Source organism: Streptomyces sp. AC1-42W (assembly GCF_003248355.1).
In the GTDB taxonomy this organism is placed as follows: domain Bacteria; phylum Actinomycetota; class Actinomycetes; order Streptomycetales; family Streptomycetaceae; genus Streptomyces.
On sequence record NZ_QKWY01000001.1, the window covers coordinates 1,003,187 to 1,027,798 of the forward strand.

Genomic DNA, 24,612 nt, shown 5'->3' on the forward strand with positions numbered 1-24,612 from the left:
GCCCCGGGGGGGCAGCCCCTGAGACGGGCATGCTCCCGGGGGCGCAGTCCCCTAGACGAGTAGTTCCGAATGTTGATGGTCCGCCCGGAGACATGGCGAGGGCGCCCAAGATCGTTTTGTGACGAACGAAGACTTGGACGCCCTCATCACCGGACTGTACGTGAAGATCGACGACGAGATCGGAGGGGCCCGATGCCTGGGCAGGCCACCGCAGTTGAGTGATTCCGAGCTGGTCTGTCTGGCCGTCGCGCAGTCCCTGCTGGGCTTCGCCTCGGAAGCCCGCTGGCTGCGTTTCGCTCACGGCAACCTGAGTGCGATGTTCCCGTACCTGCCCAAGCGGCCGGGATACAACAAGCGGCTGCGTGCGGCGCTGCCGCTGGTGAAGAAGGCAATACGGATGCTCGCGGTGGACACGGACTTCTGGTTCGACAACCAGTGGATCGTGGACTCCACGCCCGTGCCGTGCGGCATGTCCCGCCCGACGGTGAAGCGGTCGGACATGGCCGGCTGGGCCGGATACGGGTACTGCGCTTCGCACTCCCGCTTCTACTGGGGCCTGCGGCTCTTCCTGGTCTGCACGCCGACCGGCATGCCCATCACCTGGGCCCTGGCCAGCCCGAAGATCGACGAACGCGAGGTCCTGGCCGCGATGCTGGACCGCGAACCAGACCTGACCGCCGACCGGCCCGGTCTGCTCGTCATCGCGGACAAGGGCTTCGCCTCCAAGGAGTTCGAGACCGATCTCGCCTTCCGCGGCGCCCAGTTGCTCCGCCCGTCGTTCAAGCGGGAGAAGCGCCGCAAGGGCGAGTCGCTGCTCAAGTCGGTGCGGCAGCTGATCGAGTCGGTCAACGACACCTTGAAAGGCCAGCTCGACCTGGAGCAGCACGGCGGACGCACCTTCGAGGGCGTCGCCGTCCGTGTCGCCCAGCGCATCCTCGCGATGGCCGCCGCGATCTGGCACAACCACAAGACCGGAGCCCCGGTCCTGCGGTCGCTGACCGCATTCGATCACTGAACACATCGGAACTACTCGTCTAGGGGGCGCTCCCCACATCGGGCCAGGGGCCGTTCCTCCCGCTGGAGGACGTGGCGGGGTGGCCCCCCTCCGTAGCGTGTTCCACGTACCGCGGAGGGGCGGACCACAGGGGGCGGGGTGGGGAAAACCCCACCCGAAGACTGCGCTGCGCACCAGCGCGCCGGACCCCCTCCTGCCAGCAGACTTCACAGCAGAGGGCGACAACCCGTCGCCGACCGACTTAGGAGATATACCGTGACAACGGCTGTAACCATTCCCAGGCACGGGGGCACTGGAGGGCGTACGGCCGTGGCTGCGCGGGCGCGGCAGGTCGTCAAGGCGTACGGGACCGGCGAGACGCGGGTCGTCGCGCTGGACCACGTCGATGTGGACATCGCCCGCGGGCAGTTCACGGCGATCATGGGCCCGTCCGGCTCCGGCAAGTCGACGCTGATGCACTGCCTGGCCGGCCTCGACACCGTGACGTCCGGTCACATCCACCTGGCCGACACCGAGATCACCGGCCTCAAGGACAAGAAGCTCACCCAACTCCGCCGCGACCGCATCGGGTTCATCTTCCAGGCGTTCAACCTGCTCCCGACGCTCAACGCGCTGGAGAACATCACGCTCCCGATGGACATCGCGGGCCGCAGGCCCGACGCCGGCTGGCTCAACCAGGTCGTGGAGACCGTGGGCCTCGCCGGCCGGCTCAAGCACCGCCCCACGCAGCTCTCCGGCGGCCAGCAGCAGCGCGTCGCCGTCGCGCGGGCCCTCGCCGCCAAGCCGGAGATCATCTTCGGCGACGAGCCCACCGGCAACCTGGACTCGCGGGCCGGCGCCGAGGTCCTGAGCTTCCTGCGCAAGTCCGTGGACGAGCTGGGCCAGACCATCGTCATGGTCACCCACGACCCGGTCGCCGCCTCCTACGCGGACCGGGTGCTCTACCTGGCGGACGGCCGCATCGTGGACGAGATGCTCAACCCCACCGCCGACCAGGTGCTGGACCGCATGAAGGACTTCGACGCGCGCGGGCGGACCTCATGACCGTGTGGAAGACCTCGATGCGCAACTTCTTCGCGCACAAGGGACGCATGGCGCTCTCCGCCGTCGCCGTCCTGCTGTCGGTGGCCTTCGTCAGCGGCACCCTCGTGTTCACCGACACCATGAACACCACGTTCGACAAGCTCTTCGCCGCCACCTCCGCCGACGTCACCGTCAGCCCCAAGAAGGCCAAGGTCGACGACGTCCCGGGCAACGGCAAGCCCGAATCGCTGCCCGCCTCCCTCCTCGCCGAGGTCGAGAAGGCGGACGGCGTCAAGAAGGCGGAGGGAGCCGTCTCCAGCGCGGCCGTCACCGTCGTCAACAGCGAGAACGAGAACATGGGCTCCGACACCGGAGCCCCGACCATCGCCGGCAACTGGACCGAGAACGACCTGCGGTCCATGGAGATCACCTCCGGCCACGCCCCGCGCGGCCCCACCGAGGTCATGGTGGACGCCGACACCGCCGAGAAGCACGATCTCAAGATCGGCGACGAACTGCGCACCATCGCCTCCCCCGGCGACATCACGGGGAAGATCAGCGGCATCGTCGCCTTCAAGGTGACGAACCCCGGCGCGGCCATCGTCTACCTCGACACCACCACCGCCCAGCGCTACCTCCTCGGCGCCCCCGACGTGTACTCGCACATCTCCGTCACCGCCGAACCCGGCGTCAGCGACGAGCGGTTGAAGCAGAACGTGGCCAAGGAGCTCGCCGGCTCCACCGCGTACAAGATCCGCACGCAGGAGGAGTCGGCCGCCGACAACAAGGACTCCATGGGGTCGTTCCTCGACGTCATGAAGTACGCCATGCTCGGCTTCGCCGGGATCGCCTTCCTCGTCGGCATCTTCCTCATCGTCAACACCTTCTCCATGCTGGTCGCCCAGCGCACCCGCGAGATCGGCCTGATGCGGGCCATCGGCTCCAGCCGCAAGCAGGTCAACCGCTCGGTGCTGCTGGAAGCGGTGCTCCTGGGCATCTTCGGCTCCGTCCTCGGTGTCGGCGCCGGGGTCGGGCTCGCCGTCGGGCTGATGAAGGTCATGGGCGCCGTCGGCATGGAGCTGTCCACCGAGGACCTCACGATCGCCTGGACCACCCCCGTCATCGGGCTCGTGCTCGGCATCGTCGTCACCGTCCTCGCCGCCTACGTCCCGGCCCGCCGGGCCGGCAAGGTCTCCCCGATGGCCGCCCTGCGCGACGCCGGCACCCCGGCGGACGCCAAGTCCGGCTGGGTCCGGGCCGGCCTCGGCCTGGTCCTGACCGGCGCCGGCGCGGCCGCCCTCTGGTACACCACCCGGGTGGACGAGGCGAGCGACGGCTCCGCCTTCCTCGGCCTCGGCGTCCTGTTCACCCTCGTCGGCTTCGTCGTGATCGGCCCGCTGCTCGCCGGAGTCGTCGTACGGGCACTGAGCGCCGTACTGCTGCGGTTCTTCGGACCGGTCGGCCGGCTCGCCGAACGCAACGCCCTGCGCAACCCGCGCCGCACCGGCGCCACCGGCGCCGCCCTGATGATCGGCCTCGCCCTGGTGGCCTGCCTCTCCGTGGTCGGCTCCTCCATGGTCGCCTCGGCCACCGACGAACTCGACAAGTCGGTCGGCGCGGACTTCATCGTGCAGTCCTCCGTCCCCGAGCAGCTGATCGTCCCGCAGGCCGCCGAGGCCCTGGCCTCCGCGCCCGGCATCGACCACCTCACGCACTACAAGGTGATCAACGCCGAGCTGACCGGCCCGGACGGCAAGAAGACCGACGAGCACGTCACCGCCGCCGACCCCACCTACGCCCAGGACGTACGCCGCGAGGTCCTCTCCGGCGACCTGGACGCCGCGTACGGCAAGGACGCCATGTCGGTCGGCGAGGAGTTCGCCACCGCCCACCGCGTCAAGGTCGGCGACACCCTCACCGTCGCGTTCAAGGGCGGCGAGCGGGCGAAGCTGAAGGTCGCCGCGATCACCTCGGACGACACCGCCCTCGACCAGGGCGCGATGTACATGAGCACCGAGACCGCCCAGCGGTACGTCCCCGCCGACAAGATGCCCCAGAACATGATCATGTTCGCCAAGGCGAAGGACGGCCAGGAGGACGCGGCCTACGCGGCGCTCAAGGACTCGCTCGCGAAGTACCCGCAGTACAAGGTGCAGAACCAGGCCGACTTCAAGGAGGACCTGAAGGACCAGGTCGGCCAGCTCCTGAACGTCGTGTACGGGCTGCTCGCCCTGGCGATCATCGTCGCGGTGCTCGGTGTGGTGAACACCCTGGCCCTGTCGGTCGTCGAGCGGACCCGCGAGATCGGCCTGATGCGCGCCATCGGCCTCTCCCGCCGCCAGCTGCGCCGCATGATCCGGCTGGAGTCCGTCGTCATCGCCCTGTTCGGCGCCCTGCTCGGCCTCGGCCTGGGCATGGGCTGGGGCACCGCGGCCCAGAAGCTGCTGGCCCTGGAGGGCCTGGGCGTCCTGGACATCCCGTGGCCGACGATCATCACGGTGTTCATCGCCTCCGCCTTCGTCGGACTGTTCGCCGCCCTGGTCCCCGCGTTCCGGGCCGGCCGGATGAACGTCCTGAACGCGATCGCCTCGGACGGGTGAGAAGAAAGGTCACGCTCTGACGGCCCCGGCCCCGGCACGTTCCCCGGAACGCGCCGGGGCCGGGGTGTGTGCGGTGCGCGGGGCGGGAGGGGCCGGTGGGGCGGGCACGGTACGGTGCGCGGACCCCCGCCGCGGGCGCGGCTGTCGGTCCCGGGCCGTACGCTGGAACCCCCGGCTCGTTCCACGCGTCGGGCCCTTCGCGTTGCCCCCGGTGCAGCGCGCCCTGGCGGCAGCCGGCCGTCAGGCCACCCCTCACCACCCGGACGGAACCCCCTTCATGAGCCTGAACGGTCTGCTGGATGTCGTCGTACGTGATCCGGCGCTCGACGAAGCGGTGAAGGCCGCCGGTGACGGCCACCGGATGCACATCGACCTGGTGGGCCCGCCCGCCGCCCGCCCCTTCGCGGTGGCGGCGCTGGCCAGGGACGCCGGGCGCACCGTCCTCGCGGTCACCGCGACCGGCCGGGAGGCGGAGGACCTGGCCGCCGCGCTGCGCACCATGCTGCCGCCGGACACGATCGCGGAGTTCCCGTCCTGGGAGACCCTGCCGCACGAGCGCCTGTCGCCCCGCTCCGACACCGTGGGCCGCCGGCTCGCCGTGCTGCGGCGCCTGGCGCACCCGAGCGCGGACGACCCCGAGACCGGGCCGGTGTCCGTCGTCGTCGCCCCCATCCGCTCCGTGCTCCAGCCACAGGTCAAGGGGCTCGCCGACCTGGAGCCCGTGGCCCTGCGCACCGGGCAGAGCGCCGACCTCGGCGCCACCGTGGAGGCGCTGGCGGCGGCCGCCTACGCACGGGTCGAACTGGTCGAGAAGCGCGGCGAGTTCGCGGTGCGCGGCGGCATCCTGGACGTCTTCCCGCCCACCGAGGAGCACCCGCTGCGGGTGGAGTTCTGGGGCGACGACGTCGAGGAGATCCGCTACTTCAAGATCGCCGACCAGCGCTCCCTGGAGGTCGCCGAGCACGGGCTGTGGGCGCCGCCCTGCCGGGAGCTGCTGCTGACGGACGAGGTCAGGGAGCGGGCCGCCGCGCTCGCCGAGGCACACCCCGAGCTGGGCGAACTCCTCGACAAGATCGCCGAGGGCATCGCGGTCGAGGGCATGGAGTCCCTGGCACCGGTCCTCGTGGACGACATGGAGCTGCTGCTCGACGTGCTGCCCGAGGGCGCGATGGCCGTCGTCTGCGACCCCGAGCGGGTGCGCACCCGCGCCGCCGACCTGGTCGCGACCAGCCAGGAGTTCCTGCAGGCGTCCTGGGCGGCGTCGGCGGGCGGCGGCGAGGCCCCGATCGACGTCGGAGAGGCCTCGCTGCGCGGCATCGCGGACGTGCGCGAGCGGGCCCGTGAGCTGGACATGATGTGGTGGTCGATCTCCCCGTTCGCCGCCGACGCCGAGCCGGACGGGGACACCCTGGCGCTCGGCATGCAGGCCCCGGAGGCGTACCGGGGGGACACCGCGCGGGCGTTCGCCGACACCAAGGGCCGGCTGGCCGACGGCTGGCGCACGGTGTACGTCACGGAGGGCCAGGGGCTCGCCTCGCGCACCGTCGAGATGCTGGGCGGCGAGGGGATCGCGGCCCGGCTCGACCCGGACCTGGGCGAGATCTCCCCGTCCGTGGTGCACGTCTCCTGCGGCGCCATCGACCACGGCTTCGTCCACCCCGGCCTCCAGCTCGCCGTGCTCACCGAGACGGACCTCACCGGCCAGCGCACCGCCACCAAGGACCTGGGCCGGATGCCCGTCCGGCGGCGCAAGACCATCGACCCGCTGACCCTGGAGGCCGGCGACTACATCGTCCACGAGCAGCACGGCGTGGGCCGCTACATCGAGATGGTGCAGCGTACGGTGCAGGGCGCCACCCGCGAGTACCTGCTCGTCGAGTACGCGCCCGCCAAGCGCGGCCAGCCCGGCGACCGGCTGTACATCCCGACCGACCAGCTGGAGCAGGTCACCAAGTACGTCGGCGGCGAGGCCCCCACCCTGCACCGGCTCGGCGGCGCCGACTGGACGAAGACCAAGGCGCGCGCCAAGAAGGCCGTCAAGGAGATCGCCGCCGACCTGATCAAGCTCTACTCGGCCCGGATGGCGGCCCCCGGCCACACCTTCGGCCCGGACACGCCCTGGCAGCGCGAGCTGGAGGACGCCTTCCCGTACGCGGAGACGCCCGACCAGCTGACGACGATCGCCGAGGTCAAGTCGGACATGGAGAAGTCGGTCCCGATGGACCGGTTGATCTGCGGCGACGTCGGGTACGGCAAGACGGAGATCGCGGTCCGCGCCGCGTTCAAGGCGGTCCAGGACGGGAAGCAGGTCGCCGTTCTCGTCCCCACCACGCTCCTGGTGCAGCAGCACTACGGTACGTTCACCGAGCGCTACTCGCAGTTCCCCGTCAATGTGCGCGCGCTGAGCCGCTTCCAGACGGAGACGGAGTCCAAGGCGACCCTCGAAGGGCTCCGCGAGGGCTCGGTCGACCTGGTCATCGGCACCCACCGGCTGTTCTCGTCCGAGACGAAGTTCAAGGACCTGGGCCTGGTCATCGTGGACGAGGAGCAGCGGTTCGGCGTCGAGCACAAGGAGCAGCTGAAGAAGCTCCGCGCCAACGTGGACGTGCTCACCATGTCCGCGACGCCCATCCCCCGTACGCTCGAAATGGCGGTCACCGGCATCCGCGAGATGTCCACCATCACCACGCCGCCCGAGGAGCGCCACCCCGTCCTGACCTTCGTCGGCCCGTACGAGGAGAAGCAGATCGGCGCCGCGATCCGGCGTGAACTGCTGCGTGAGGGCCAGGCGTTCTACATTCACAACCGGGTCGAGTCGATCGACCGGGCGGCGGCGCGGCTGCGCGAGATCGTGCCCGAGGCGCGGATCGCCACGGCGCACGGCCAGATGTCCGAACAGGCCCTGGAGCAGGTGGTCGTGGACTTCTGGGAGAAGAAGTTCGACGTGCTGGTCTCCACCACGATCGTCGAGTCCGGCATCGACATCTCCAACGCCAACACGCTCATCGTGGAGCGCGGTGACAACTTCGGCCTCTCCCAGCTCCACCAGTTGCGCGGCCGCGTCGGCCGGGGCCGCGACCGGGGGTACGCGTACTTCCTCTACCCGCCCGAGAAGCCGCTCACCGAGACCGCGCACGAGCGGCTGGCCACGATCGCCCAGCATACCGAGATGGGCGCCGGCATGTACGTCGCCATGAAGGACCTGGAGATCCGGGGCGCGGGCAACCTGCTCGGCGGCGAGCAGTCCGGCCACATCGCGGGCGTCGGCTTCGACCTGTACGTACGCATGGTGGGCGAGGCGGTCGCGGACTACCGGGCCTCCCTGGAGGGCGGGGTGGAGGAGGAGCCGCCGCTGGAGGTCAAGATCGAGCTGCCGGTGGACGCGCACGTCCCGCACGACTACGCGCCCGGCGAGCGGCTGCGCCTCCAGGCGTACCGCGCGATCGCCTCGGCGAACTCGGAGGAGGACATCAAGGCGGTCCGCGAGGAGCTGACCGACCGCTACGGCAAGCTCCCGGAGCCGGTCGAGAACCTGCTGCTCGTGGCCGGTCTGCGGATGCTGGCTCGCGCCTGCGGCGTCGGCGACATCGTGCTCCAGGGGTCCAACATCCGCTTCGCGCCGGTCGAACTGCGCGAGTCGCAGGAGCTGCGCCTCAAGCGCCTCTACCCGAAGACGGTCATCAAGCCGGCGGTGCACCAGATCCTGGTCCCGCGCCCGACGACGGGGCGGATCGGCGGGAAGCCGGTGGTGGGCCGCGAACTGCTGGCGTGGACGGGCGAGTTCCTGACGACGATCCTGGGGTCGTGAGGGTCTGAGCGCGGACACGGGTGCGGGTGCGATACGCCGACGACGTACCGCACCCGCACCCGTTCCCGTTTCTGCGAAGGGGTTGCCACCTGTTGTTCCTCGGGTTTGGGGGAGTGAGCGTAACCACGCACGAGTGAGTGTCGTTCTCAGGGTGTGAATCTGACGGAGTGGGCGCGGGCGCAGGGTGTGCATCCGCAGACCGCGTATCGGTGGTTCCGTGAGGGATCGTTGCCGGTGCCGGCTCGGCGGGTCGGGCCGCGAACGATCCTGGTGAATGTGGACGCGAACACGGCGTCCCGGGCCATGGGTGGAGTGGGTCTGTATGCCCGCGTGTCCTCGCACGACCGGAAGAGCGATCCGGAGCGCCAGGTCGCCCGGCTGTCGGCGTGGGCGGCGAAGGCCGGTCACCGGGTCGTCCGGGTCGAGGCGGAGATCGCCTCCGGGATGGACGGCTGCCGCCCCAAGGCCCGGCGCCTGCTGGCCGATCAGCACGTGACCTGCGTGGTGGTGGAGCACAGGGACCGGATCGGCCGGATGAACGTAGAACTTGTCGAGGCCGCATTGTGCGCGACGGGCCGTCGCCTCCTGGTGCTGGACGACGGTGAAGCCGAGGACGACCTGGTAGGGGACATGGTTGAGGTGCTGACCTCGTTCTGCGCCCGCCGGTACGGGCGCGGGTCGGCACAAAGCCGTGCCCGCAGAGCAATGGAGGCCGCCGAACGTGGCTGACCTGCGCCCGGTCGCCGCTCCGTTCGTCGCTCCCGGACCGTCCGGGGTAGCGGTGAGGGACCGTCTCAAGCACCTCACCGGGCAGGACGAGCGGGTGTTGCGGGCCGTGGGCGCGTATCAGGGTGCGCTGGCGTCGCGGGATCTGAAAGCCCGGTGCGCGGATGGCTTGGACCACGATGCTGAGTCGTGGGCTGTGCGTAAGCGTGGGTTGACGGGGGTGTCGTCGTCGCGGATCGCGGGGGCGATCACGAAGGCGTCGCATGATCAGTGGGCTCTACCTTCTTGATCGGGTTGATCGAGCCATTCGTAGGGTTGGGTCGCCCAGGGGTGCTGGGTGTGGCTATCAGTGGGCTGCCGTTTCGTGGCTACCATCGCTTCGCCGCCCGGCGCCCCACGACGACTCGGCCGCCGATTAGGAAGTGCGAACAAGTCGCTGTGTAGAGCAATGCCGGCGAGGTCGTCCGTGGTACGAACAGCACGCACACGTACGTCAGGAGCACGATGAGCCGGATATGGGCGGGGATCGACAGTGGCAAGGGCCATCATCACGGCCTCGCGCTGGACGCCGGGGGCAAGACCCTGCTGTCGCGGCGGGTCGCCAACGATGAGCCCGAGCTGCTGAAGTTGATCGGTGACGTCCTCGACCTGGCCGACGGCCGCCAGGTGACCTGGGCCATCGATATGACCGGCGGGGAGCCCGCGCTGCTGCTGGCTCTGCTGATCAACCACGGCCAGGAAGTCCTTTACATCCCCGGCCGTCTGGTGAACCGGGCATCCGACGGCTACCGCGGCGAGGGCAAGACCGACGCCCGCGACGCCTACGTGATCGCCGACCAGGCCCGGATGCGTCGTGACCTGCGGCCCATCCGCCCCGGTGACGAAGCCGCCATCGAACTCAAGCTGCTGACCGGACGCCGTGCCGACCTGGTCGAAGACCGCACCCGCGTGGTGAACCGGCTGCGCGGCACCCTGCTGAGCATGTTCCCGGCCCTTGAGCGTGCCTTGGACGTGACCAACACCGGCCCGCTCAGGCTGCTGACGGGCTGCCAGGCTCCGGCCGCGATCCGCCGCGCCGGGACCGCGCGGCTGACCAAATGGCTGGCCAACCGCAAGGTCCGCAACGCAAGAGCCTTGGCCGAAACAGCAGTTGAGGCCGCCGAGCGACAGCACACCGCCGTCCCCGGGGAGAAGACCACCGCCAAGCTGGTCCACACCCTGGCCGAGGAGGTGATGGCCCTCAACGAGCAGATCTCCGAGATGGACAAGCTCATCGAGGGCCGGTTTCGCGAGCACGAACTCGCCGACATAGTCCAGAGCGTCCCGGGCATCGGCACCGTGCTCGGTGCCGAGTTCCTCGCCGCTATCGGCGGCAGCCTGGACGACTTCGGCTCCCCGGACGCCCTGGCGGCCTTCGCCGGCGTCGCCCCCGCCCCTCGCGACTCGGGCAAGGTCAGTGGCAACCTCCACCGGCCGCTCAATTACCACCGAAGACTCCAGCGCGTCTTCTACACCTCCGCGCTGGTCAGCGTCCGCTACGACCCGAACTCGCGGAAGTTCTACGACCGCAAACGCGCCGAGGGGAAGAAGCACGTCCAAGCCGTGCTCGCCCTCGCCCGCCGACGCGTCAACGTCCTGTGGGCCCTGATCCGTGACCGACGGTGCTATCAAGTCACACCCTCAGCGACTGCGGCCGTTTGACAACAGCATTAGGAAGCGTTGGCGAGGCGGTGCCTGGCGGCGCATATCCGCTCCTTGGAGGCCGGGATCGGGGCGCTGCGGCGCCGGTTGTCGTTGCCGGTCGGGTCGAAGGGTACGAAGCGTGCGGCGGGTGGTTACCGGTCCCGGGGTGAGTGGTTCCAGAAGTCCCGCCGTTTGAAGGCCCTGGAGGACCGGCTCGCGGCTGCTGTCGCGGACTGGCGGTCGGGGCGGGTGCGGGTCGTGCGTGGCGGGAAGCGTCTGTTGAACACGCGCCATCATCTCGCCGAGGCCGGGCTGAGCGAGGAGGAGTGGCGGGAGCGGTGGGAGGCGGAGCGGTGGTTTCTGGCGGCGGACGGTGAGTCGGGGAAGCGGTACGGGAACGAAACGATCCGCGTCACTCCGGAGGGCCAGGTCAGCATCAAACTCCCCGCGCCCTTGGCTCACCTGGCCAACACCACGCACGGCCGCTACACCCTCGCCTGCACGGTCGCCTTCGCGCACCGGGGTGCGGAGTGGGCCGACCGTGTCGAGGGCAACCGCGCGGTCGCCTACCGAATCCATTACGACACCGGCCGGGGGCGCTGGTACCTGACCGCGTCCTGGCAGAAACCAGTCGTGCGGACCGTCCCGCTGGAAGCTGCGCGGGCCGGGGGTGTGATCGGGGTAGACACCAACGCCGACCACTTCGCCGCCTACCGCCTCGACACGCATGGCAACCCGGTCGGCAACCCCAGCCGCTTCACCTACGATCTCAGCGGATCGGCAAGACATCGTGACGCGCAGGTCCGCCACGCGCTCACCCGCCTCCTGCACTGGGCTCGTCGGACCGGCGTCACCGCGATCGCCATCGAAGACCTGGACTTCGGGGCGGAGAAGACGCGGGAGAAGCACGGCCGCAGGAAGCGGTTCCGGCAGCTGATCTCCGGCATGCCCACCGGCAGGCTCAAGGCCCGCCTTGTCTCCATGGCCGCCGAACACGGTCTCGCGATCATCGCGGTCGACCCGGCCTACACCTCGATGTGGGGTGGGCAGCACTGGCAGAAGCCACTGACCGCCCCGCACCGGAAGATGTCCCGTCACGATGCCGCCGGTATCGCGATCGGGCGACGCGCCCTGGGACACCCGATCCGGCGTCGGACGGCACCGCCCTCACACGACCGGAGTGATCGTGTGAGGCATCGGACCGTCCAGACCGCACCGGGTGCCCCAGGGCGTGAGGGACCCCGCCCCCGTATTCCCGGACCACGGACACGATCCGTGCCGCCGGACGCGGCGAGAACGCGGGCGACCAGGACACCCAACACCGTTCGGGATGTCCGCAGTGAGCAGGAGCGGGTCCAAGACCCACTCCTGCTCACTGAATAGGAACGGTACGACTGGAGGATCAGCCGGTACGAGCCGGCCGGGTGGCCCGCCCGGTCGAGCGCGGTCCGCACGTCGGCGAGGGTGTTCACGGCCGCCTGTCGCACGTCGGGGCAGCCGCTCGGCGACCTGCTCGGCCGCGTCCGGTGCGCATGGTGAGCCGCCGATGACGAACTCGGTCACGCAGTCGGTGATGATGTGGGAGAAGCCGTGGCGTGGCGTTGCTGCGGTACGCGCTGCCGGAGGGCGAAAGAAACGAGGGGGCGGCCCCATGACCGCCGAATCCGGTGCACCCTCCGGCATATCCCCGCAGGCGAAGACACCGTCGTTGTGGCGGGACCGGCGCTTCGCCCGCTTCTGGGCGGGGAACACCGTCTCCCAGTTCGGTGACCGGATCACCGAACTGGCTCTGCCGCTGATCGCCGTCAGCACTCTCGGCGCCTCCGCCAATCAGGTCGCCTGGCTGACCGCCCTGATCTGGGCGCCCAACCTCCTCGGGTTGTTCGTGGGCGCGTGGGCGGACCGGCGTGCCCGCAAGCGCCGCCTGATGATCCTCGCCGACATCGTGCGCGCGGCGGTCCTGCTGAGCCTCCCGGTCGCCTACGTCCTGGGCTCGGTGACGCTGACCCAGCTGTACGTGGTCGCGGTCCTGGTGGGCGCGGGCGGGCTGCTGTTCAACACCGCGTACCCGTCGTTCTTCGTACGGCTCGTGCCGAGGGCGTCGTACCTGGACGCCAACAGCAGGATCAGCACCAGCCGTTCGGCCTCCTATGTGGCCGGCCCCGCGATCGGCGGCGCACTGGTCCAGGCGCTGACCGCGCCCGTCGCGATCGTGGTGGACGCGCTGTCGTTCCTGGCGTCGGCAGCGCTGATCGGCCGCATCCAGGTCGACGAACCGCCCGCCACCGGCCCGGCCGCACCCCCGCTGCTGCGCAGCGCCCGCGAGGGCCTGGCGTTCGTGGTGCGCCACCCGGTACTGCGGGCCTCGCTGGGCTGCGCGACGACGGTCAACTTCTTCACTTTCGTCGGCGGCAGCGGCCTGCTCGTCCTGTTCGCGACGCGTGACCTCGGTCTGTCGGCCGGTGCGATCGGTCTCGCCCTGGGCATCGGCGCGACCGGGGCCTTGCTCGGCGCGGTGTGCGCCCCGGCGATCTCCCGCCGCCTGGGCATGGGCCGGGGCATCCTCGTGGGCGCGGTCCTCTTCCCTGCCCCGATCGCTCTCGCCGCCGCCGCGAATGGGCCGCTCTGGCTCCGCGCGGCCGCGCTGGCGGGTGCGGAATTCCTCTCGGGCTTCGGCGTCATGCTGTTCGACGTCAACCTCAACTCCCTCCAGGCGGCGGTGATCCCGGACGGGATGCGCAGCCGTGTGGCGGGCGCGTTCGGCACGGTCAACTACGGGGTACGCCCGGTGGGCGCGGTAGCCGGAGGCGCCCTGGCCACCTTCCTCGGCCTGCGTCCCACCCTCCTGGTGGCGGCAGTGGGCGGCTGCCTCTCCCTGCTCTGGCTCCTGCCGTCACCGATCCCGCGCATACGGGATCTGGAGGGGGCGCAGTGGCGTACCGGGGGGGACGGGGTGCGGTCGATCGGGGAGTGAGCGGCGACCGCATCACGGAAGCGCTGCCGTGGCGGGCGCGGTCTTGAAGATCAGCCACACGGTCTTGCCGACGACGTGGTCATCGATTCCGAAGTCGTCGGCGAGTTCCCGGACGAGGTGCAAGCCGCGTCCGGAGCAGGCGTCTTCGGCGGCCTGCTGGACGCGTGGTTGACCGGGTCCGCTGTCGCGGACCTCCAGCCGTACCTGGTCCTCGGTCCGGTGGAGCACGACGCTGAACTCCCGGCCGGGCAGAACACCGTGCAGCAATGCGTTGGTGGCGAGTTCCGAGACGCACAGCCTTATGTCCTCGATCAAGGTGTGGAGATGCCACTCGGCGAGGACGCCGGTAACGAACGCGCGTGAGGCACCGACAGAGGTGCGCCTGCGGGTGAAGCGTCGTTGCTGCACCAGGGACACGGTGGTTCACCGCCTTGCTTGCGGGTTGTAACGTGGCGACGACCTTACTGCTGTTCGCGAAAGGTGGCAAGGTGGTCTCTGGTGGGGAGTGACTGGGCCTCCCGTCTGGAGATGAGGCACGCTGGGTGTCGTGTCGGTGGGAGCTGCGGAGGAGAAGGACATGGGCGGTAATGAATGGGTCAGTACGTCGACGCCCTATCTCGCCGCGTCCTCCGGCGCTCCGGGCGACACCTGGGCGGCCGAGGCTGCCGCCGAGGGGCGCCGGGGGAGCCAGCGCGTTGTCCAGGCGGGCGAGGTGGCGGCCCCGGAATTGGTCGCGGAACTGCTCGGGGTGGCGGCCGGGGAGAACGTCGTCGCCCGGCGCAGGATCATGTACCTCGACGGCGAGCCCTGCGAGTTGACGGACACCTACTACCCGCTGGGCATCGCGGGCGGCACCGGCCTCGCCGGAACGGCCAAGATCCCCGGTGGGGCTGTCAGGCTTCTGGTGGAGCTGGGCCACGTCGGCGTACGCGTACGTGAAGAGGTGACCGCGCGGCGGGCGACCGGGCCCGAGGTCGAGCAGCTGGGGCTGGCGGAGGGCGACCCCGTCCTCCAGCTGACACGGCTCACCCTGGACGAGGCTGACCGACCCATTCAGGTCGACGTCATGGTCATGCCTCCGCAACGCCAGAAGCTGCGCTACGAGATCAGGATCGGATGACCGTGCCCAGACCCGAAGCCGACGCCGCCGACCGCCGTTCGCTGCATGAGCGGATCGCGGCCGATCTCAGGGACCAGATCATGGGCGGAGACCTCGCGCCCGGCGCGAACCTGCCCTCGACGGCCCACCTCAAGCAGCGGTTCGACGCCTCGAACGCGACTATCCAGAAGGCGGTGCAGCTGCTCAAGGACGAGGAACTGGTGGTCGGTAGGGCGGGTGCGTCGGTGACTGTGCGCGAGCATCGCCAGCGGACTGTCCGCCCGGCCGCGTCGATGGCTCCGGCGGGCGCCGGGGAGCCGTACCGCTGGCTGGCCGAAGCGGCGAAGGGCGGCTCTCGGGCTCACAGCACGCTGCTCGAAGTGGCCGAGGTCCAGCCACCGGCGGATGTCGCGGAGGCGTTGAGGCTTCCGGGAGGTGATCCGGCGCTGCTGCGGCGCCAGTTGCTCGTGATCGACGACGAACCCGCCGAGCTCGTTGCCTCGTACTACCCGCTGGACATCGTCAGCGGTACGGCGATGACGGATCGCCGCAAGATTCCGGGCGGGACCCCGACGCTGCTCGCGGGGCTGGGCTACCCGCCACGGCTCAGCGTCGACCGCGTGTCCGCGCGGGTGCCCACCCAGGATCAGTACCAGGCGCTGCGCCTGCCCGGAGGGCTGCCGGTGCTGCGTACGCTGCGCGTCGTCTACAGCGACGGCGAGCGGCCCATCGAGGCGACGGTCATGGTGAAGGCCGGGCACCTGTACGAGGTGCAGTACGAGTTCACGGCCGAGTAGGGCCTTACCGGCCGTGCGGCCCGCCCGGTGTGAGCAGCAGGCGGGCGATGATCCGGAACACGTCCTCCGGGTCGCGGTCGGCCACCGCGTCGGTGAGGTTGCCGCTGAGCAGCAGCGTGGCGAAGCCGTGGGCGAGGGACCAGGCGGCGACGCCGGTGAGGCGGGGGTCGTCGTCCGCGGTGTCGAGGGCGGCGACGCCCGAGCGCAGGGCGGCCGTCGCGCGGTCCTTGGCGGCCAGCAGGTCCGGGTCGTCGGCCCGGAGCAGGTCGGGCCGGAACATCACCTGGAAGTGCGCGGGGTGCGTCGCCGCGAACCGTACGTACGCCACGCCCCGCTCCCGCAGGTCCGGTTCGGCGGCCAGCGCGTCCGCGAACAGGCCGTAGCCCTCGGCGGCGACGGCGGTGAGCAGACCGGTGCGGTCCTTGAAGTGGTGGGCGGGGGCGGCATGGGAGACCCCGGCCCGGCGGGCGAGGTCGCGCAGGCTGAGCGCGGCGGGGCCCTCGGTGCCGATGACGTCGAGCGCGGCGGCGAGGACGGCCCGCCGCAGGTCGCCGTGGTGATAGGCGCGGTCGCTGGTCATGGGACGAGAGTACGCGGGATCTAGGCGTTGACAAGTTCGAGGGGTCCGGCGCACTCTGGAGCCTCAATCTAGGCGGTGGCTAGATAGCGGCCGCGCGGGGGAAGGGCGGAGACGACATGACCGACGAGCCGGGTCGCGTACGGCAGCTGTGGCACCTGCTGGAGCCGCTGCACGCGGTGCTGTACTACGCGCCGGAGGCGTTCGAGGAGGCCGCGGCCCTGGGGTACGCGGTGGACGAGCGGTGGCCGAGCTACTTCGCCTGGCGCGCGGCGCCGCTCGGGGAGGCCGGGGCGGACACCGTCGGGGAGGCGTTCTACAGCTTCAGCCCGCGCATGGTCGGCGCGTACGTCCCCGCCGTCTGGTCGGTCGCCGCGCCGGACGCGGTGCTCGCCGCACGGGTCCGGGCCGTGGACCGCATGTACGGGGCGCTGCTGGGGGAGGAGGTCGGCGCGCCCGGGACCGCCGAGGCCGCGGCCCTGCTGGGGCGCGTCGCGGAGGCGGCCGAGGTGGCGGGCCGGCCGCTCGCCGCCGCGAACGCCGCGCTGCCCCGGCCGGACGCCCCGCACCTCGCCCTGTGGCACGCGGCGACGGTCCTGCGCGAGCACCGGGGCGACGGCCACCTCGCGGCGCTGGCGGACGCGGAGCTGGACCCGGTCGAGTCGCTGGTGTCCTTCGCGGCGATCGGGGCCGCCCGCCCCGAGGTGTTCGGCAGCCGGGGCTGGGGCGAGGGCGAGTGGCGGGCGGGGCTCGAACGGCTCGCGCGCCGGGGGCTGGTGGCGGCCGACGGCACGGCGACGGAGGCCGGACGGGCCCTGCGCGCCGAGGTGGAGCGCCGGACGGACGAGGCGGCGGCCGGCCCGTGGCGGGTGCTCACGGAGGCGGAGCGGGAACGGCTCGTCGGCCTGCTCGGGCCGCTGTGGGTGGCGGCGATCGGGTCCGGACTGCTGCCGTCCGAGAACACCCTGGGCATCGGCAAGGTGTGACGGGCCCGCGCGCGGGAAGGGTTCGGGGCCATGAAATCCTTCCGGCGGGGAAGACGTTCGTAGAATCCCCTCGTTGGTTCGGCTTTCTCCCCGTCAGGACGGATACGAGTGATATCTCCCCGCGTGTGTCGAGTGACGGTGCCCGCCCTGGCCGCGACGGCCGTGCTGGCACTCGCCGGCTGCGATCCCGAGCAGGCCGCCTCCTCCACCGGCCCCTCCGCCGGCGCGGACGGCGGCCCCGCCGCCACCGGGTTCGGCGCCAGCCCGCTGGAGAACGCGGACGGCACGAAACCCGGCCTCGCCCCGCTCACCTCCGACGCGGACAAGGCGGCGGCCCGCAAGGTCATCGAGCGGGTCGCCACCAAGGGCCGCGGTGCCAAGACCGGTTACAAGCGGGACAAGTTCGGCTACGCGTGGAAGGACTCGGTGGACGGCATACCGCTGTCCCGCAACGGCTGCGACACCCGCATTATCTCTATGGTCCGCGCCGTGGTGGACCTGTTCTCACAGCGTATGCAGGGTGTGGTCGGCTGTGCGTAGTGAGAGGCACATGAGTTACAGGATCCTGCGGACAGGCGGGACGAAGGTCGTGATTGCGGCCGCCATTGCCGCTGCGCTGGTCACCGGCTGTGACGAACTGGAGGCAGGTGGCACCGCCGCAGGATCTGGTCCGGATACCGCCGCCGGCCGCGTGGTGAGCCCGTTGGCGAACCCCGACGGGACGAAGCCGGGGCTCGCCGCGCTCACGTCGGAAGCGGACAAGGCCGACGCACGCAAGCTCATCCAAGGGCTCACCACAAAGGGGCGTGGGCCGAAGACGGGCTACGAGCGTGACAAGTTCGGGTATGCGTGGATGGATACGGCGGATGGGGTGCCGCTGGCGAGGAATGGTTGTGACACGCGGAATGACTTGTTGAAACTCCACGGGCAACACGTGCAGTTCCGTTCAGGTTCCGACTGCGTGGTCGTTGCGATGAACCTGTACGACCCGTACACCGGCAAGGAGATCGCCTGGAAAAAGGCCAAGGCCACCGAGGTACAGATAGACCACGTGGTCCCGCTGTCCTACAGCTGGCAGATGGGTGCCGCCCGTTGGCCGGAGAGCAAGCGCAGGCAACTGGCGAACGACGTGCTCAATCTGCTTCCAGTCGAAGGGCGCGCCAATTCGGCGAAGCGTGACTCGGGGCCGGCGTCCTGGCTTCCGCCGAACAAGAAGATCCGGTGCTCGTACGCGGTGCGCTTCGCGCAGGTCGCTGACAAGTACGAACTCCCGGTGACAACGGCGGACAAGGCCATGATGCTGGAACAGTGCCAGGGCTGACAGGAGCCCCAGTGCTGTCCCGGCCCCGGGGTGCGGGGTCACTCTCGGCCGTGATGGCTAAGGTTCGCAGTCATGGACGCTGCCGCTCTCGACCGTCAGGCCCGGACCTTGTCCGGCTGCATTCCTCCACTCCTGGCCTCCCGGCTTCTTGAGGCCGGCCACAGTGAAGAGGTAGAGGTCCAAGCCCGTCGCGGGGAATGGTTCTGCGCGCGGGCCTGGGCGCAGCTGCTCGGCGACCAGGGACGGCAGACCGAGGCGCTGGAGGTGCTTACTCCGTACGTTGCCACTGGCTGGTGGCCGGCAGCCCAGGTTCAGGCGGAGTTGCTGGAGAGCTGGGGGCGGGCTGAGGAGGCGATCATCCTGGCCCGGCCGTACGCGAGCAAGGGAGGGCTCCCGCTGGAGTTCTTCGCGCGCCTGCTGGCCCGGCATGGGTGTGCGGACGAGGCGGTCACTCGGCTGAGTGCTGGAATCGAGGACTGGGTTCTTGCCACCGCTCTGGTCGACATTGTCAGGGGAACAGGCCGGGACGAAGAGGTTGCCGCGCTGCTGGCCGCCCGGATCCCGGCTCGGCATCGGTGCGACGGCCCGTGGTGCTGCCGTGGCCTTGACCTCGACACGGCGATCGGGCTGCTTGCCGCGATCCGTGAACGCCAGGGCCGCATCGACGAAGCGATCGCCCTGCTGCACACCCGGCAGATCACCTCCGTCAACAACCGCGACCAGCTGGCCGACCTGCTGGCGAGACACGATCGGATCGAGGAACTGCGGGCGTACGCGGCGACCGAGGATTTCGGTGACGCCGAGCGGCGCCTGGCCGAGGTGCTGGAGCAGCGCGGCGATGTGGAAGGTGCGATCGCCGTGTACCGGCAGGCCGACCGACCTGGGGCCTTGATCCCAACTCGGCTTTCGAGCTCGCACAGCTCCTGGCACGGCACGGTCGAGGGGACGAAGCGATCGACGTGATGCGGGTTCAGGCCGACGCCCACAACGGGGACGACTGGATCCTTCATGCTCTGTCCGGCCTGTGTCTCGACCAGAGACGCCCCGAGGACGGGCCTGGCGCACCTCGACGCCCTCGCCGCCGCCCGAGGGGGCGAGGAGGAATGGGATCTGTACTGGATGCGGCTGCCGCTGATCGCTGCCCGCGACGGCGTCGACGTAGCGGTCGCTCATGCCCTCTCCCACCCCGAGGGGGCCACCTCGTACGCGGCGCCGCACATTGCTGAGTTGCTCGCTGGCGCCGGACGCGCCGAGGAGGCTGTTGCTGTTCTCGAACGGCACGCCGCCGCGAACAGCAACGAACTCGCTGGGTACCTTATTGACCTGGGACGCGCCAACGATGCCGTCGCGCTCCTTCAGCAGCGCGATTCCGAGCCGGTCTCACCTGTCTGGACCGGCTCGCTCATCAACGATCCCCCATTCTGATTCCGGCCCTTCGGCTGTCCGGCGGACGGCACTCAAGCCGGACAGCCGCAGGTGGTGGAACGCGAGCTATGGGGACGGAACAGCCCGCATGGCACGGCGCAGACTGGTTCGCGCGGCGGTGAGGTCGTCCTCCGCCTCGCGCAGTTGGCCCTCCAGGTCGGTGATCCGATCCCTGGCCTCTGACAATGCTTGCTCCAGCGCGGTATTCCGCTGCTCCATCTGCTGCACCCGCTCGATCAGCTCATGCTGGTTCACGCCCTCCAACTCGGCGCCGAGAGAGAGCCTGACCCGGCTACGGAGCCGATCGCGCTCCTTCTTGAGGTCCTTGATCTCTTCGCGGGCCAGTGCAAGGTCCGTCCGTAACCCAGCCGGAGATACCTGGGACGCTTCTGGAGTGTGGGAGTTCTGACGACCTCGCGTTCGCTGGGCGGAGATGCCGTCCTGAACGGCCTGGTGCACCTGACGCCGGTTGTAGACGAACCACGTGGAAACCGAGGCATCCCGTGCCACTTGAGCAACGGTGATCCGTCGCCCCGAGCGGAGAAGGTCATCCACGGCGTCGAGTGCACGCTTTGTTTTGTCTTCGCTGTCCTTGGCGCGGCTGACGCGCAGGCGCTCGACCCGGGCGTTCCGGTCGTTGCCGCCGGAAGTAGCAGGGATTCTCATTCGGAGCTCCGTGTCGTCAGTGCCTGCAGAGGGATGAAGGCCGCTGCCGAACGTGCCTTGCGCAGCTCGCGTGATGCGGATTCGACGGCGGCCCGCTCCTCGGCGGGCAGCGCGTCGAGTTTCCGCCGCATCTCGTCGGCCGACTTCGAGTAGGCGCGGATCTGGTCATCGAGATTGCGTACGACCCAGTCGGCGGCTTCCATCGCGAGGGCGGCTTCCTTGTCGGCCCGCAGGTCCGCGACCTGCTGTTCCAGGGCGGGGAGGTAGGAGGGATCGGGCCGGTAGAAGTCGCATCCTGCGCACTGGAAGCGGATGCGGCAGTGCCCACCGCCGGCCTTGACGTTGCTCGGCTCGGTGCAGCCGCCATAGGGAACCCCAACGCTTTCCACCTCATAGGCGAGGGGGTCGCTGAACCCGCGGGTTGCTCCGTGCCGGTCGACGGCGAGCGCCGCGACCGTGCGCACGGCCTCCTGCTTTCGGCTGAGGGAAACCTTGTAGCAGCCCATGGTGACGTCCAGTGAACGGTGGTCCATGAGTTCCCGCAGGACGTCGGGGCGAGTGCCCGCGTCCGCATGGCGCTGGGCGTACGAGTGTCGGAAGCCGTACGGGACGACCTCGGTGCGGTCGTAGGCGAGCGGGGCGCCGTCCTCGTCGAGCCGGTCGTCCATTAGGTTTGGGATCAGCTCGTCGACCCAGTCGCGGAAGATCCGGTTGCAGAACTGCGCGGCCTTCAGATGCCCGCGGCGTGGACGGTTGCGCTGTCCCGGTGAGGGAAAGAGCCACTGGGCACACGCCGGTACGGCCGGAAGTGCATCGAGCTTCTTCTGCCAGGTTTCGATCAGCTGGGCGGTGCTCTCCGAGATCGGCAGCCGACGGCCGTGGCGTCGACGCTTGTGGTTGTCGTAGATCAGCGTCGGTTTGCCGTCGACCCGCTCCAGGCAGTCGCGGCGCAGGCTGGTGACCTCGCCCGGACGCCGGCCGGTGTCCCGGAGGACCGCGTAGACCACCTGATACATCCGCGCGAAGTCGGCGGCCGCCCAGCCGCCGCTCGCGTACCCCGTCGAGGTGCCGAGCAGATCGAGGTGCGCGTCGAGCTGGGCGATGACGTGCTCGGGGATCGCACGGCCGAGATCGTCCTCGGTCACCTCCACGGCGGCGATGCTGTGGAAGCGGGGGTTGAGCGCGAACCCGCCGGGCACGTGATCCATCATCCCGGCCTGACGGGCGTAGTCCAGGAACGTGCGCCAGTGCCGGAGCAGGGCTCTGCGGTGGCTGGTGGAGTAGTCGTGACCGTCCTCGGGACGCTTGGTGATCCGGAACAGGTCCACTACGGCATTCATGTCGGCCATGGCGAGGAGCCCCGGCTCATCCCCGTGGGGGCGGCCTGCCAGCGCGGAGGACGCGATGGTCGCTGCGTAGACGGTCTGCCGCAGGTCCATGACGTTGGGGCGTGCCGTGCGGCCGTACTCCTTGACGAGTTCTCGCAGCCAACGCTGCCGTACCGGACGGAAGTCGATGTCACCGTGGACAGCGGCGTACTTGCGACCGCGCCCTGCCGTCAGCCCGATGAGAGCGCACTCCCATACGTCGCCCGAGGTCGGATCGGCGCCCTCGAACTCGACGCGTGCGCGTCGGACGTGCAGGAGAACACCGTTCAGGACGCCGGAGGCTGCAGCCGGAAGCCCGGAGGAGAAGGAGGCGTCCAGGTCGAGGAGCGAGCCGAGTCCGGCGGGGAGGCCGGCCACAATGCGGCGTACCCGCTGGGGGACAAGGCTGATTCCGGCGTCGTCGCGCTGCTGGAGCCCGTACAAGAGCTCTTGGCGGACCGCGGGGCTCACACTCGCGAGCGAGAACTGGGAGACGCCCGGCATCGCCCCGTTCGCGGAGGTGTTGGGCCGGCGGCGGGACGTGTCCGGGATGTGCGTGGCGTCGAAGTCCGCGGGATTGCCCAGAAGGTAGCGGGCTTTACGGCAGGCGTCGCAGCGGGATCCATTACTCGCCACATGGGTGCGACAGGCGACTACGGAGCAGACGAACACGCTCGTCGTGGGATTGCCGGGATCGGCGGTGAAAAGCGTCTGAACGGGGTCCCACTCACCCGTGCGCCAGCCCGACGGCAGGCGTGCCGCGAGCCACGACGGCCACTCCGGGGCGCCGGAGACGGAGGAAACGGCAGCGGAGCGGAGGAGCGCACTGGTCATCGCAGCAGCTCCGGCACGAGACTCTCGACGGTCTCGACGGCGGCACGGAGATCCTCGTCCTGGGCGTGCAGGTACACGGCGGTGCTCGCCGAGGAGGCGTGGCCCAGGAGGGTCTGTACGACGTCCGGAGCGACCCCGTCGCGGATCCATCGGGTGGCGGCTGTGTGCCGCATCATGTGCGGTCGGGCAGTGAGCCCGCAGCGCTTCCCGATACGTTCGATCACCTGCTTCGTGTTGGAGTAGGACAGCGGACGTCCCGCGTGGATGCCGACGAGGTTGAGGAAGACGTAGTCACACTCGGCGGCGCCGACGACCTGTTCACGCTCGGAGAGATGATCGCGGTATCGGTGCACCACTTCCGGTGTGAGCGGAACCATGCGAGGGCGCCCGGCCTTGGCCCGCGCGCCGTTCACGTTGTCGTGACGGGGCCTGACATGCAGGTGCGCGCCACCGGTTCGGCAGCCCAGGTGTGTGGAGTCGGGGAGCAGATGTATGTCCTCACGCCGCAGTCCGAGAGCTTCGCCGATGCGGAGGCCCGCTTTCACCAGGACGGTCAGCAGCAGCCGGTCACGCGCGGTGCGAGCGGCGTCGATGACCTGCTTCGTCTGGACGCTGGTGAGCGTCTGCGGTGCCCGCTCGATCTCCGGCGCCTTCAGGACGCGGGCTTTGACCATCAGGTGCTGGCCGCCCTCGCCGGGATCGAAGCCGGCCGGGGCGTGGGAGAGGAAACGCGGCTCACTGAGGCGTGCGGCGACTTCGTGATCCACGTGCCCCTGGACGGCGCAGAAGCGGAGGAACTCGCACACCGCAGTGAGCGTGGCGTTGACCGTCTTGCCGGACGGAGGCCGCCCGTACCGGGTCGGTGTCCGCTCGACATGGAACTTGAACAGACTCATTTCCCGTAGCCGGACGGTCCTCCAGTCGGTGCCCCGCTCTGCACACCAATTGAGGAAGCGACCGACTCTGGGGACGTACGCGCGCTGTGTCTGCGGTGACCGCCCGGCTCCGCGTAGATACAGGGAGAACTCACGGGCTTCGGGGTGAGGCGCGTACGTCTCTTCGTCGACCAGGAGCCAGGTGGTCTCGCCGGTGGCGGGAGATACGGCCTTCTCTGTAAGTAACGTCAAGGGATCTGCTTCCTGTCTCGTTGTCACTCATGTGCCTCATGGCATGGCTGATAACGGGAAGGGACAGGAAGGGGTTACGGCTGTGCCTCATGTGCATCGCACTCAGGAAGGAGATGGAGATAACCCGCAACGACCTCCTCGCCCGCGACGGCAAGAACGTCGAACTCCGCTCCGGCTCGGACTGCGTGGTCGTCTCGATGACCCTCAAGGACCCGTACACCGGCAAGACCATCGAGTGGCGCAAGCAGCAGGCGACCAAGGTCCAGATCGACCACGTCATGCCGCTCTCGTACGACTGGCAGATGGGCGCCGCCCACTGGAACGAGGCCAAGCGCCAGCAGATCGCCAACGACCCCCTCAACCTCCTCCCGGTCGACGGCCCCGCCAACAACGCCAAACGGGACGCTGGCCCCGCCACCTGGCTCCCCCCGTACAAGCCGATCCGCTGCGCCTACGCGCTGCGGTTCGCCCAGGTCTCCCTGAAGTACGCGCTGCCGGTGACGGCCGCCGACAAGGACATGATGCTGAAGCAGTGCGGCGGCTGACCGCTTCCGGCTGACGGGCCCCGCCGACGGGCCCCGCTG

General features: G+C 69.9%; 19 protein-coding genes and 3 pseudogenes. 17 read left to right on the top strand and 5 right to left on the bottom strand.

The features are described from left to right. Positions 1-118: 118 nt before the first annotated feature. The 9 genes and pseudogenes from DNK56_RS04610 to DNK56_RS04655 all read left to right on the top strand — a co-directional run bounded on the left by DNK56_RS04610 (position 119) and on the right by DNK56_RS04655 (position 13,829). Positions 119-1,015 carry an IS982 family transposase gene (locus tag DNK56_RS04610; RefSeq protein WP_111330452.1) on the top strand — a complete coding sequence of 299 codons (897 nt, stop codon included), beginning with the start codon at positions 119-121 and terminating at the stop codon, positions 1,013-1,015. A 255-nt stretch (positions 1,016-1,270) separates the two neighbouring features. Beyond that, the gene (locus tag DNK56_RS04615) at positions 1,271-2,059 is read left to right on the top strand and encodes an ABC transporter ATP-binding protein (RefSeq protein WP_111330686.1); all 789 of its coding nucleotides are present in this window, start codon (positions 1,271-1,273) and stop codon (positions 2,057-2,059) included. Further along, positions 2,056-4,638: an ABC transporter permease gene (locus DNK56_RS04620; protein ID WP_111330688.1), complete on the top strand. Its 2,583-nt coding sequence runs from the start codon at positions 2,056-2,058 to the stop codon at positions 4,636-4,638. Before DNK56_RS04615 ends, DNK56_RS04620 begins: the two co-directional genes overlap by 4 nt. A gap of 277 nt (positions 4,639-4,915) precedes the next feature. Then, positions 4,916-8,446, top strand: coding sequence for a transcription-repair coupling factor (gene mfd / locus DNK56_RS04625; RefSeq protein WP_111330690.1), 3,531 nt, complete (start codon positions 4,916-4,918; stop codon positions 8,444-8,446). 153 nt (positions 8,447-8,599) lie between these two features. After that, complete coding sequence (locus tag DNK56_RS04630; protein ID WP_111330692.1) at positions 8,600-9,175, top strand: IS607 family transposase; 576 nt, start codon at positions 8,600-8,602, stop codon at positions 9,173-9,175. Further along, positions 9,168-9,452: pseudogene (locus tag DNK56_RS35765) on the top strand (IS200/IS605 family accessory protein TnpB-related protein); the annotation flags it as partial. The gene DNK56_RS04630 and the pseudogene DNK56_RS35765, both read left to right, overlap by 8 nt. A 224-nt stretch (positions 9,453-9,676) precedes the next feature. After that, positions 9,677-10,873 carry an IS110 family transposase gene (locus tag DNK56_RS04640; RefSeq protein WP_111329880.1) on the top strand — a complete coding sequence of 399 codons (1,197 nt, stop codon included), beginning with the start codon at positions 9,677-9,679 and terminating at the stop codon, positions 10,871-10,873. A 15-nt stretch (positions 10,874-10,888) separates the two neighbouring features. Then, positions 10,889-12,238 (top strand): annotated as a pseudogene (locus DNK56_RS04645) (IS200/IS605 family accessory protein TnpB-related protein); the annotation flags it as partial. A 268-nt stretch (positions 12,239-12,506) separates the two neighbouring features. Next, a complete protein-coding gene (locus DNK56_RS04655; protein ID WP_111330694.1) occupies positions 12,507-13,829 on the top strand; it encodes an MFS transporter in 1,323 nt (440 codons plus the stop codon). 12 nt (positions 13,830-13,841) lie between these two features. Here DNK56_RS04655 and DNK56_RS04660 read toward each other — a convergent pair whose 3' ends face one another. Then, positions 13,842-14,246 carry an ATP-binding protein gene (locus DNK56_RS04660; RefSeq protein ID WP_111330696.1) on the bottom strand — a complete coding sequence of 135 codons (405 nt, stop codon included), beginning with the start codon at positions 14,244-14,246 and terminating at the stop codon, positions 13,842-13,844. A gap of 160 nt (positions 14,247-14,406) precedes the next feature. Here DNK56_RS04660 and DNK56_RS04665 point away from each other — a divergent pair, with 160 nt between their 5' ends. Continuing rightward, complete coding sequence (locus DNK56_RS04665) at positions 14,407-14,949, top strand: GntR family transcriptional regulator (RefSeq protein WP_111330698.1); 543 nt, start codon at positions 14,407-14,409, stop codon at positions 14,947-14,949. Next, complete coding sequence (locus DNK56_RS04670; protein ID WP_111330700.1) at positions 14,946-15,725, top strand: GntR family transcriptional regulator; 780 nt, start codon at positions 14,946-14,948, stop codon at positions 15,723-15,725. The genes DNK56_RS04665 and DNK56_RS04670 overlap by 4 nt, the downstream gene beginning before the upstream one ends. Positions 15,726-15,729: 4 nt before the next feature. Here DNK56_RS04670 and DNK56_RS04675 read toward each other — a convergent pair whose 3' ends face one another. Beyond that, on the bottom strand, positions 15,730-16,305 hold the full coding sequence (locus tag DNK56_RS04675; RefSeq protein ID WP_111330703.1) for a TetR/AcrR family transcriptional regulator: 576 nt from the start codon (positions 16,303-16,305) through the stop codon (positions 15,730-15,732). Positions 16,306-16,421: 116 nt separating this feature from the next. Here DNK56_RS04675 and DNK56_RS04680 point away from each other — a divergent pair, with 116 nt between their 5' ends. The 5 genes from DNK56_RS04680 to DNK56_RS35770 all read left to right on the top strand — a co-directional run bounded on the left by DNK56_RS04680 (position 16,422) and on the right by DNK56_RS35770 (position 20,034). Continuing rightward, positions 16,422-17,288, top strand: a complete 867-nt coding sequence (locus tag DNK56_RS04680; RefSeq protein ID WP_111330705.1) for an SCO6745 family protein — start codon at positions 16,422-16,424, stop codon at positions 17,286-17,288. Between the two features lie 132 nt (positions 17,289-17,420). After that, positions 17,421-17,828 carry a hypothetical protein gene (locus DNK56_RS04685; RefSeq protein WP_446750458.1) on the top strand — a complete coding sequence of 136 codons (408 nt, stop codon included), beginning with the start codon at positions 17,421-17,423 and terminating at the stop codon, positions 17,826-17,828. A gap of 10 nt (positions 17,829-17,838) precedes the next feature. Then, positions 17,839-18,609, top strand: a complete 771-nt coding sequence (locus tag DNK56_RS04690; RefSeq protein WP_111330707.1) for an HNH endonuclease family protein — start codon at positions 17,839-17,841, stop codon at positions 18,607-18,609. A gap of 72 nt (positions 18,610-18,681) precedes the next feature. Continuing rightward, on the top strand, positions 18,682-19,572 hold the full coding sequence (locus tag DNK56_RS04695) for a hypothetical protein (protein ID WP_241989758.1): 891 nt from the start codon (positions 18,682-18,684) through the stop codon (positions 19,570-19,572). 45 nt (positions 19,573-19,617) lie between these two features. Further along, positions 19,618-20,034 carry a hypothetical protein gene (locus tag DNK56_RS35770; RefSeq protein ID WP_241989759.1) on the top strand — a complete coding sequence of 139 codons (417 nt, stop codon included), beginning with the start codon at positions 19,618-19,620 and terminating at the stop codon, positions 20,032-20,034. Positions 20,035-20,100: 66 nt separating this feature from the next. Here DNK56_RS35770 and DNK56_RS04700 read toward each other — a convergent pair whose 3' ends face one another. Genes DNK56_RS04700 through DNK56_RS04710 form a run of 3 tightly spaced genes read right to left on the bottom strand, consistent with a single transcriptional unit; the run spans position 20,101 to position 24,055 of the window. Next, on the bottom strand, positions 20,101-20,700 hold the full coding sequence (locus tag DNK56_RS04700; RefSeq protein ID WP_111330710.1) for a DUF6262 family protein: 600 nt from the start codon (positions 20,698-20,700) through the stop codon (positions 20,101-20,103). Beyond that, complete coding sequence (locus DNK56_RS04705) at positions 20,697-22,901, bottom strand: tyrosine-type recombinase/integrase (RefSeq protein ID WP_158558550.1); 2,205 nt, start codon at positions 22,899-22,901, stop codon at positions 20,697-20,699. The genes DNK56_RS04700 and DNK56_RS04705 overlap by 4 nt, the downstream gene beginning before the upstream one ends. Further along, positions 22,898-24,055, bottom strand: coding sequence for a tyrosine-type recombinase/integrase (locus DNK56_RS04710; RefSeq protein WP_111330714.1), 1,158 nt, complete (start codon positions 24,053-24,055; stop codon positions 22,898-22,900). The genes DNK56_RS04705 and DNK56_RS04710 overlap by 4 nt, the downstream gene beginning before the upstream one ends. Positions 24,056-24,150: 95 nt before the next feature. Here DNK56_RS04710 and DNK56_RS04715 point away from each other — a divergent pair. Then, positions 24,151-24,573, top strand: a pseudogene (locus DNK56_RS04715) (HNH endonuclease family protein); the annotation flags it as partial. Between the last annotated feature and the right edge of the window lie 39 nt (positions 24,574-24,612).

Bases quoted from the DNA above. Each gene is read 5' to 3' on its own strand.
- DNK56_RS04675 (WP_111330703.1), bottom strand. From the start codon at position 16,305: ATGACCAGCGACCGCGCCTATCACCACGGCGACCTGCGGCGGGCCGTC.
- DNK56_RS04690 (WP_111330707.1), top strand. From the start codon at position 17,839: ATGAGTTACAGGATCCTGCGGACAGGCGGGACGAAGGTCGTGATTGCG.
- DNK56_RS04670 (WP_111330700.1), top strand. From the start codon at position 14,946: ATGACCGTGCCCAGACCCGAAGCCGACGCCGCCGACCGCCGTTCGCTG.
- DNK56_RS04700 (WP_111330710.1), bottom strand. From the start codon at position 20,700: ATGAGAATCCCTGCTACTTCCGGCGGCAACGACCGGAACGCCCGGGTC.
- DNK56_RS04620 (WP_111330688.1), top strand. From the start codon at position 2,056: ATGACCGTGTGGAAGACCTCGATGCGCAACTTCTTCGCGCACAAGGGA.
- mfd (WP_111330690.1), top strand. From the start codon at position 4,916: ATGAGCCTGAACGGTCTGCTGGATGTCGTCGTACGTGATCCGGCGCTC.
- DNK56_RS04665 (WP_111330698.1), top strand. From the start codon at position 14,407: ATGGGCGGTAATGAATGGGTCAGTACGTCGACGCCCTATCTCGCCGCG.
- DNK56_RS04680 (WP_111330705.1), top strand. From the start codon at position 16,422: ATGACCGACGAGCCGGGTCGCGTACGGCAGCTGTGGCACCTGCTGGAG.
- DNK56_RS04640 (WP_111329880.1), top strand. From the start codon at position 9,677: ATGAGCCGGATATGGGCGGGGATCGACAGTGGCAAGGGCCATCATCAC.
- DNK56_RS04695 (WP_241989758.1), top strand. From the start codon at position 18,682: ATGGACGCTGCCGCTCTCGACCGTCAGGCCCGGACCTTGTCCGGCTGC.
- DNK56_RS04705 (WP_158558550.1), bottom strand. From the start codon at position 22,901: ATGACCAGTGCGCTCCTCCGCTCCGCTGCCGTTTCCTCCGTCTCCGGC.
- DNK56_RS04655 (WP_111330694.1), top strand. From the start codon at position 12,507: ATGACCGCCGAATCCGGTGCACCCTCCGGCATATCCCCGCAGGCGAAG.
- DNK56_RS35770 (WP_241989759.1), top strand. From the start codon at position 19,618: ATGCTCTGTCCGGCCTGTGTCTCGACCAGAGACGCCCCGAGGACGGGC.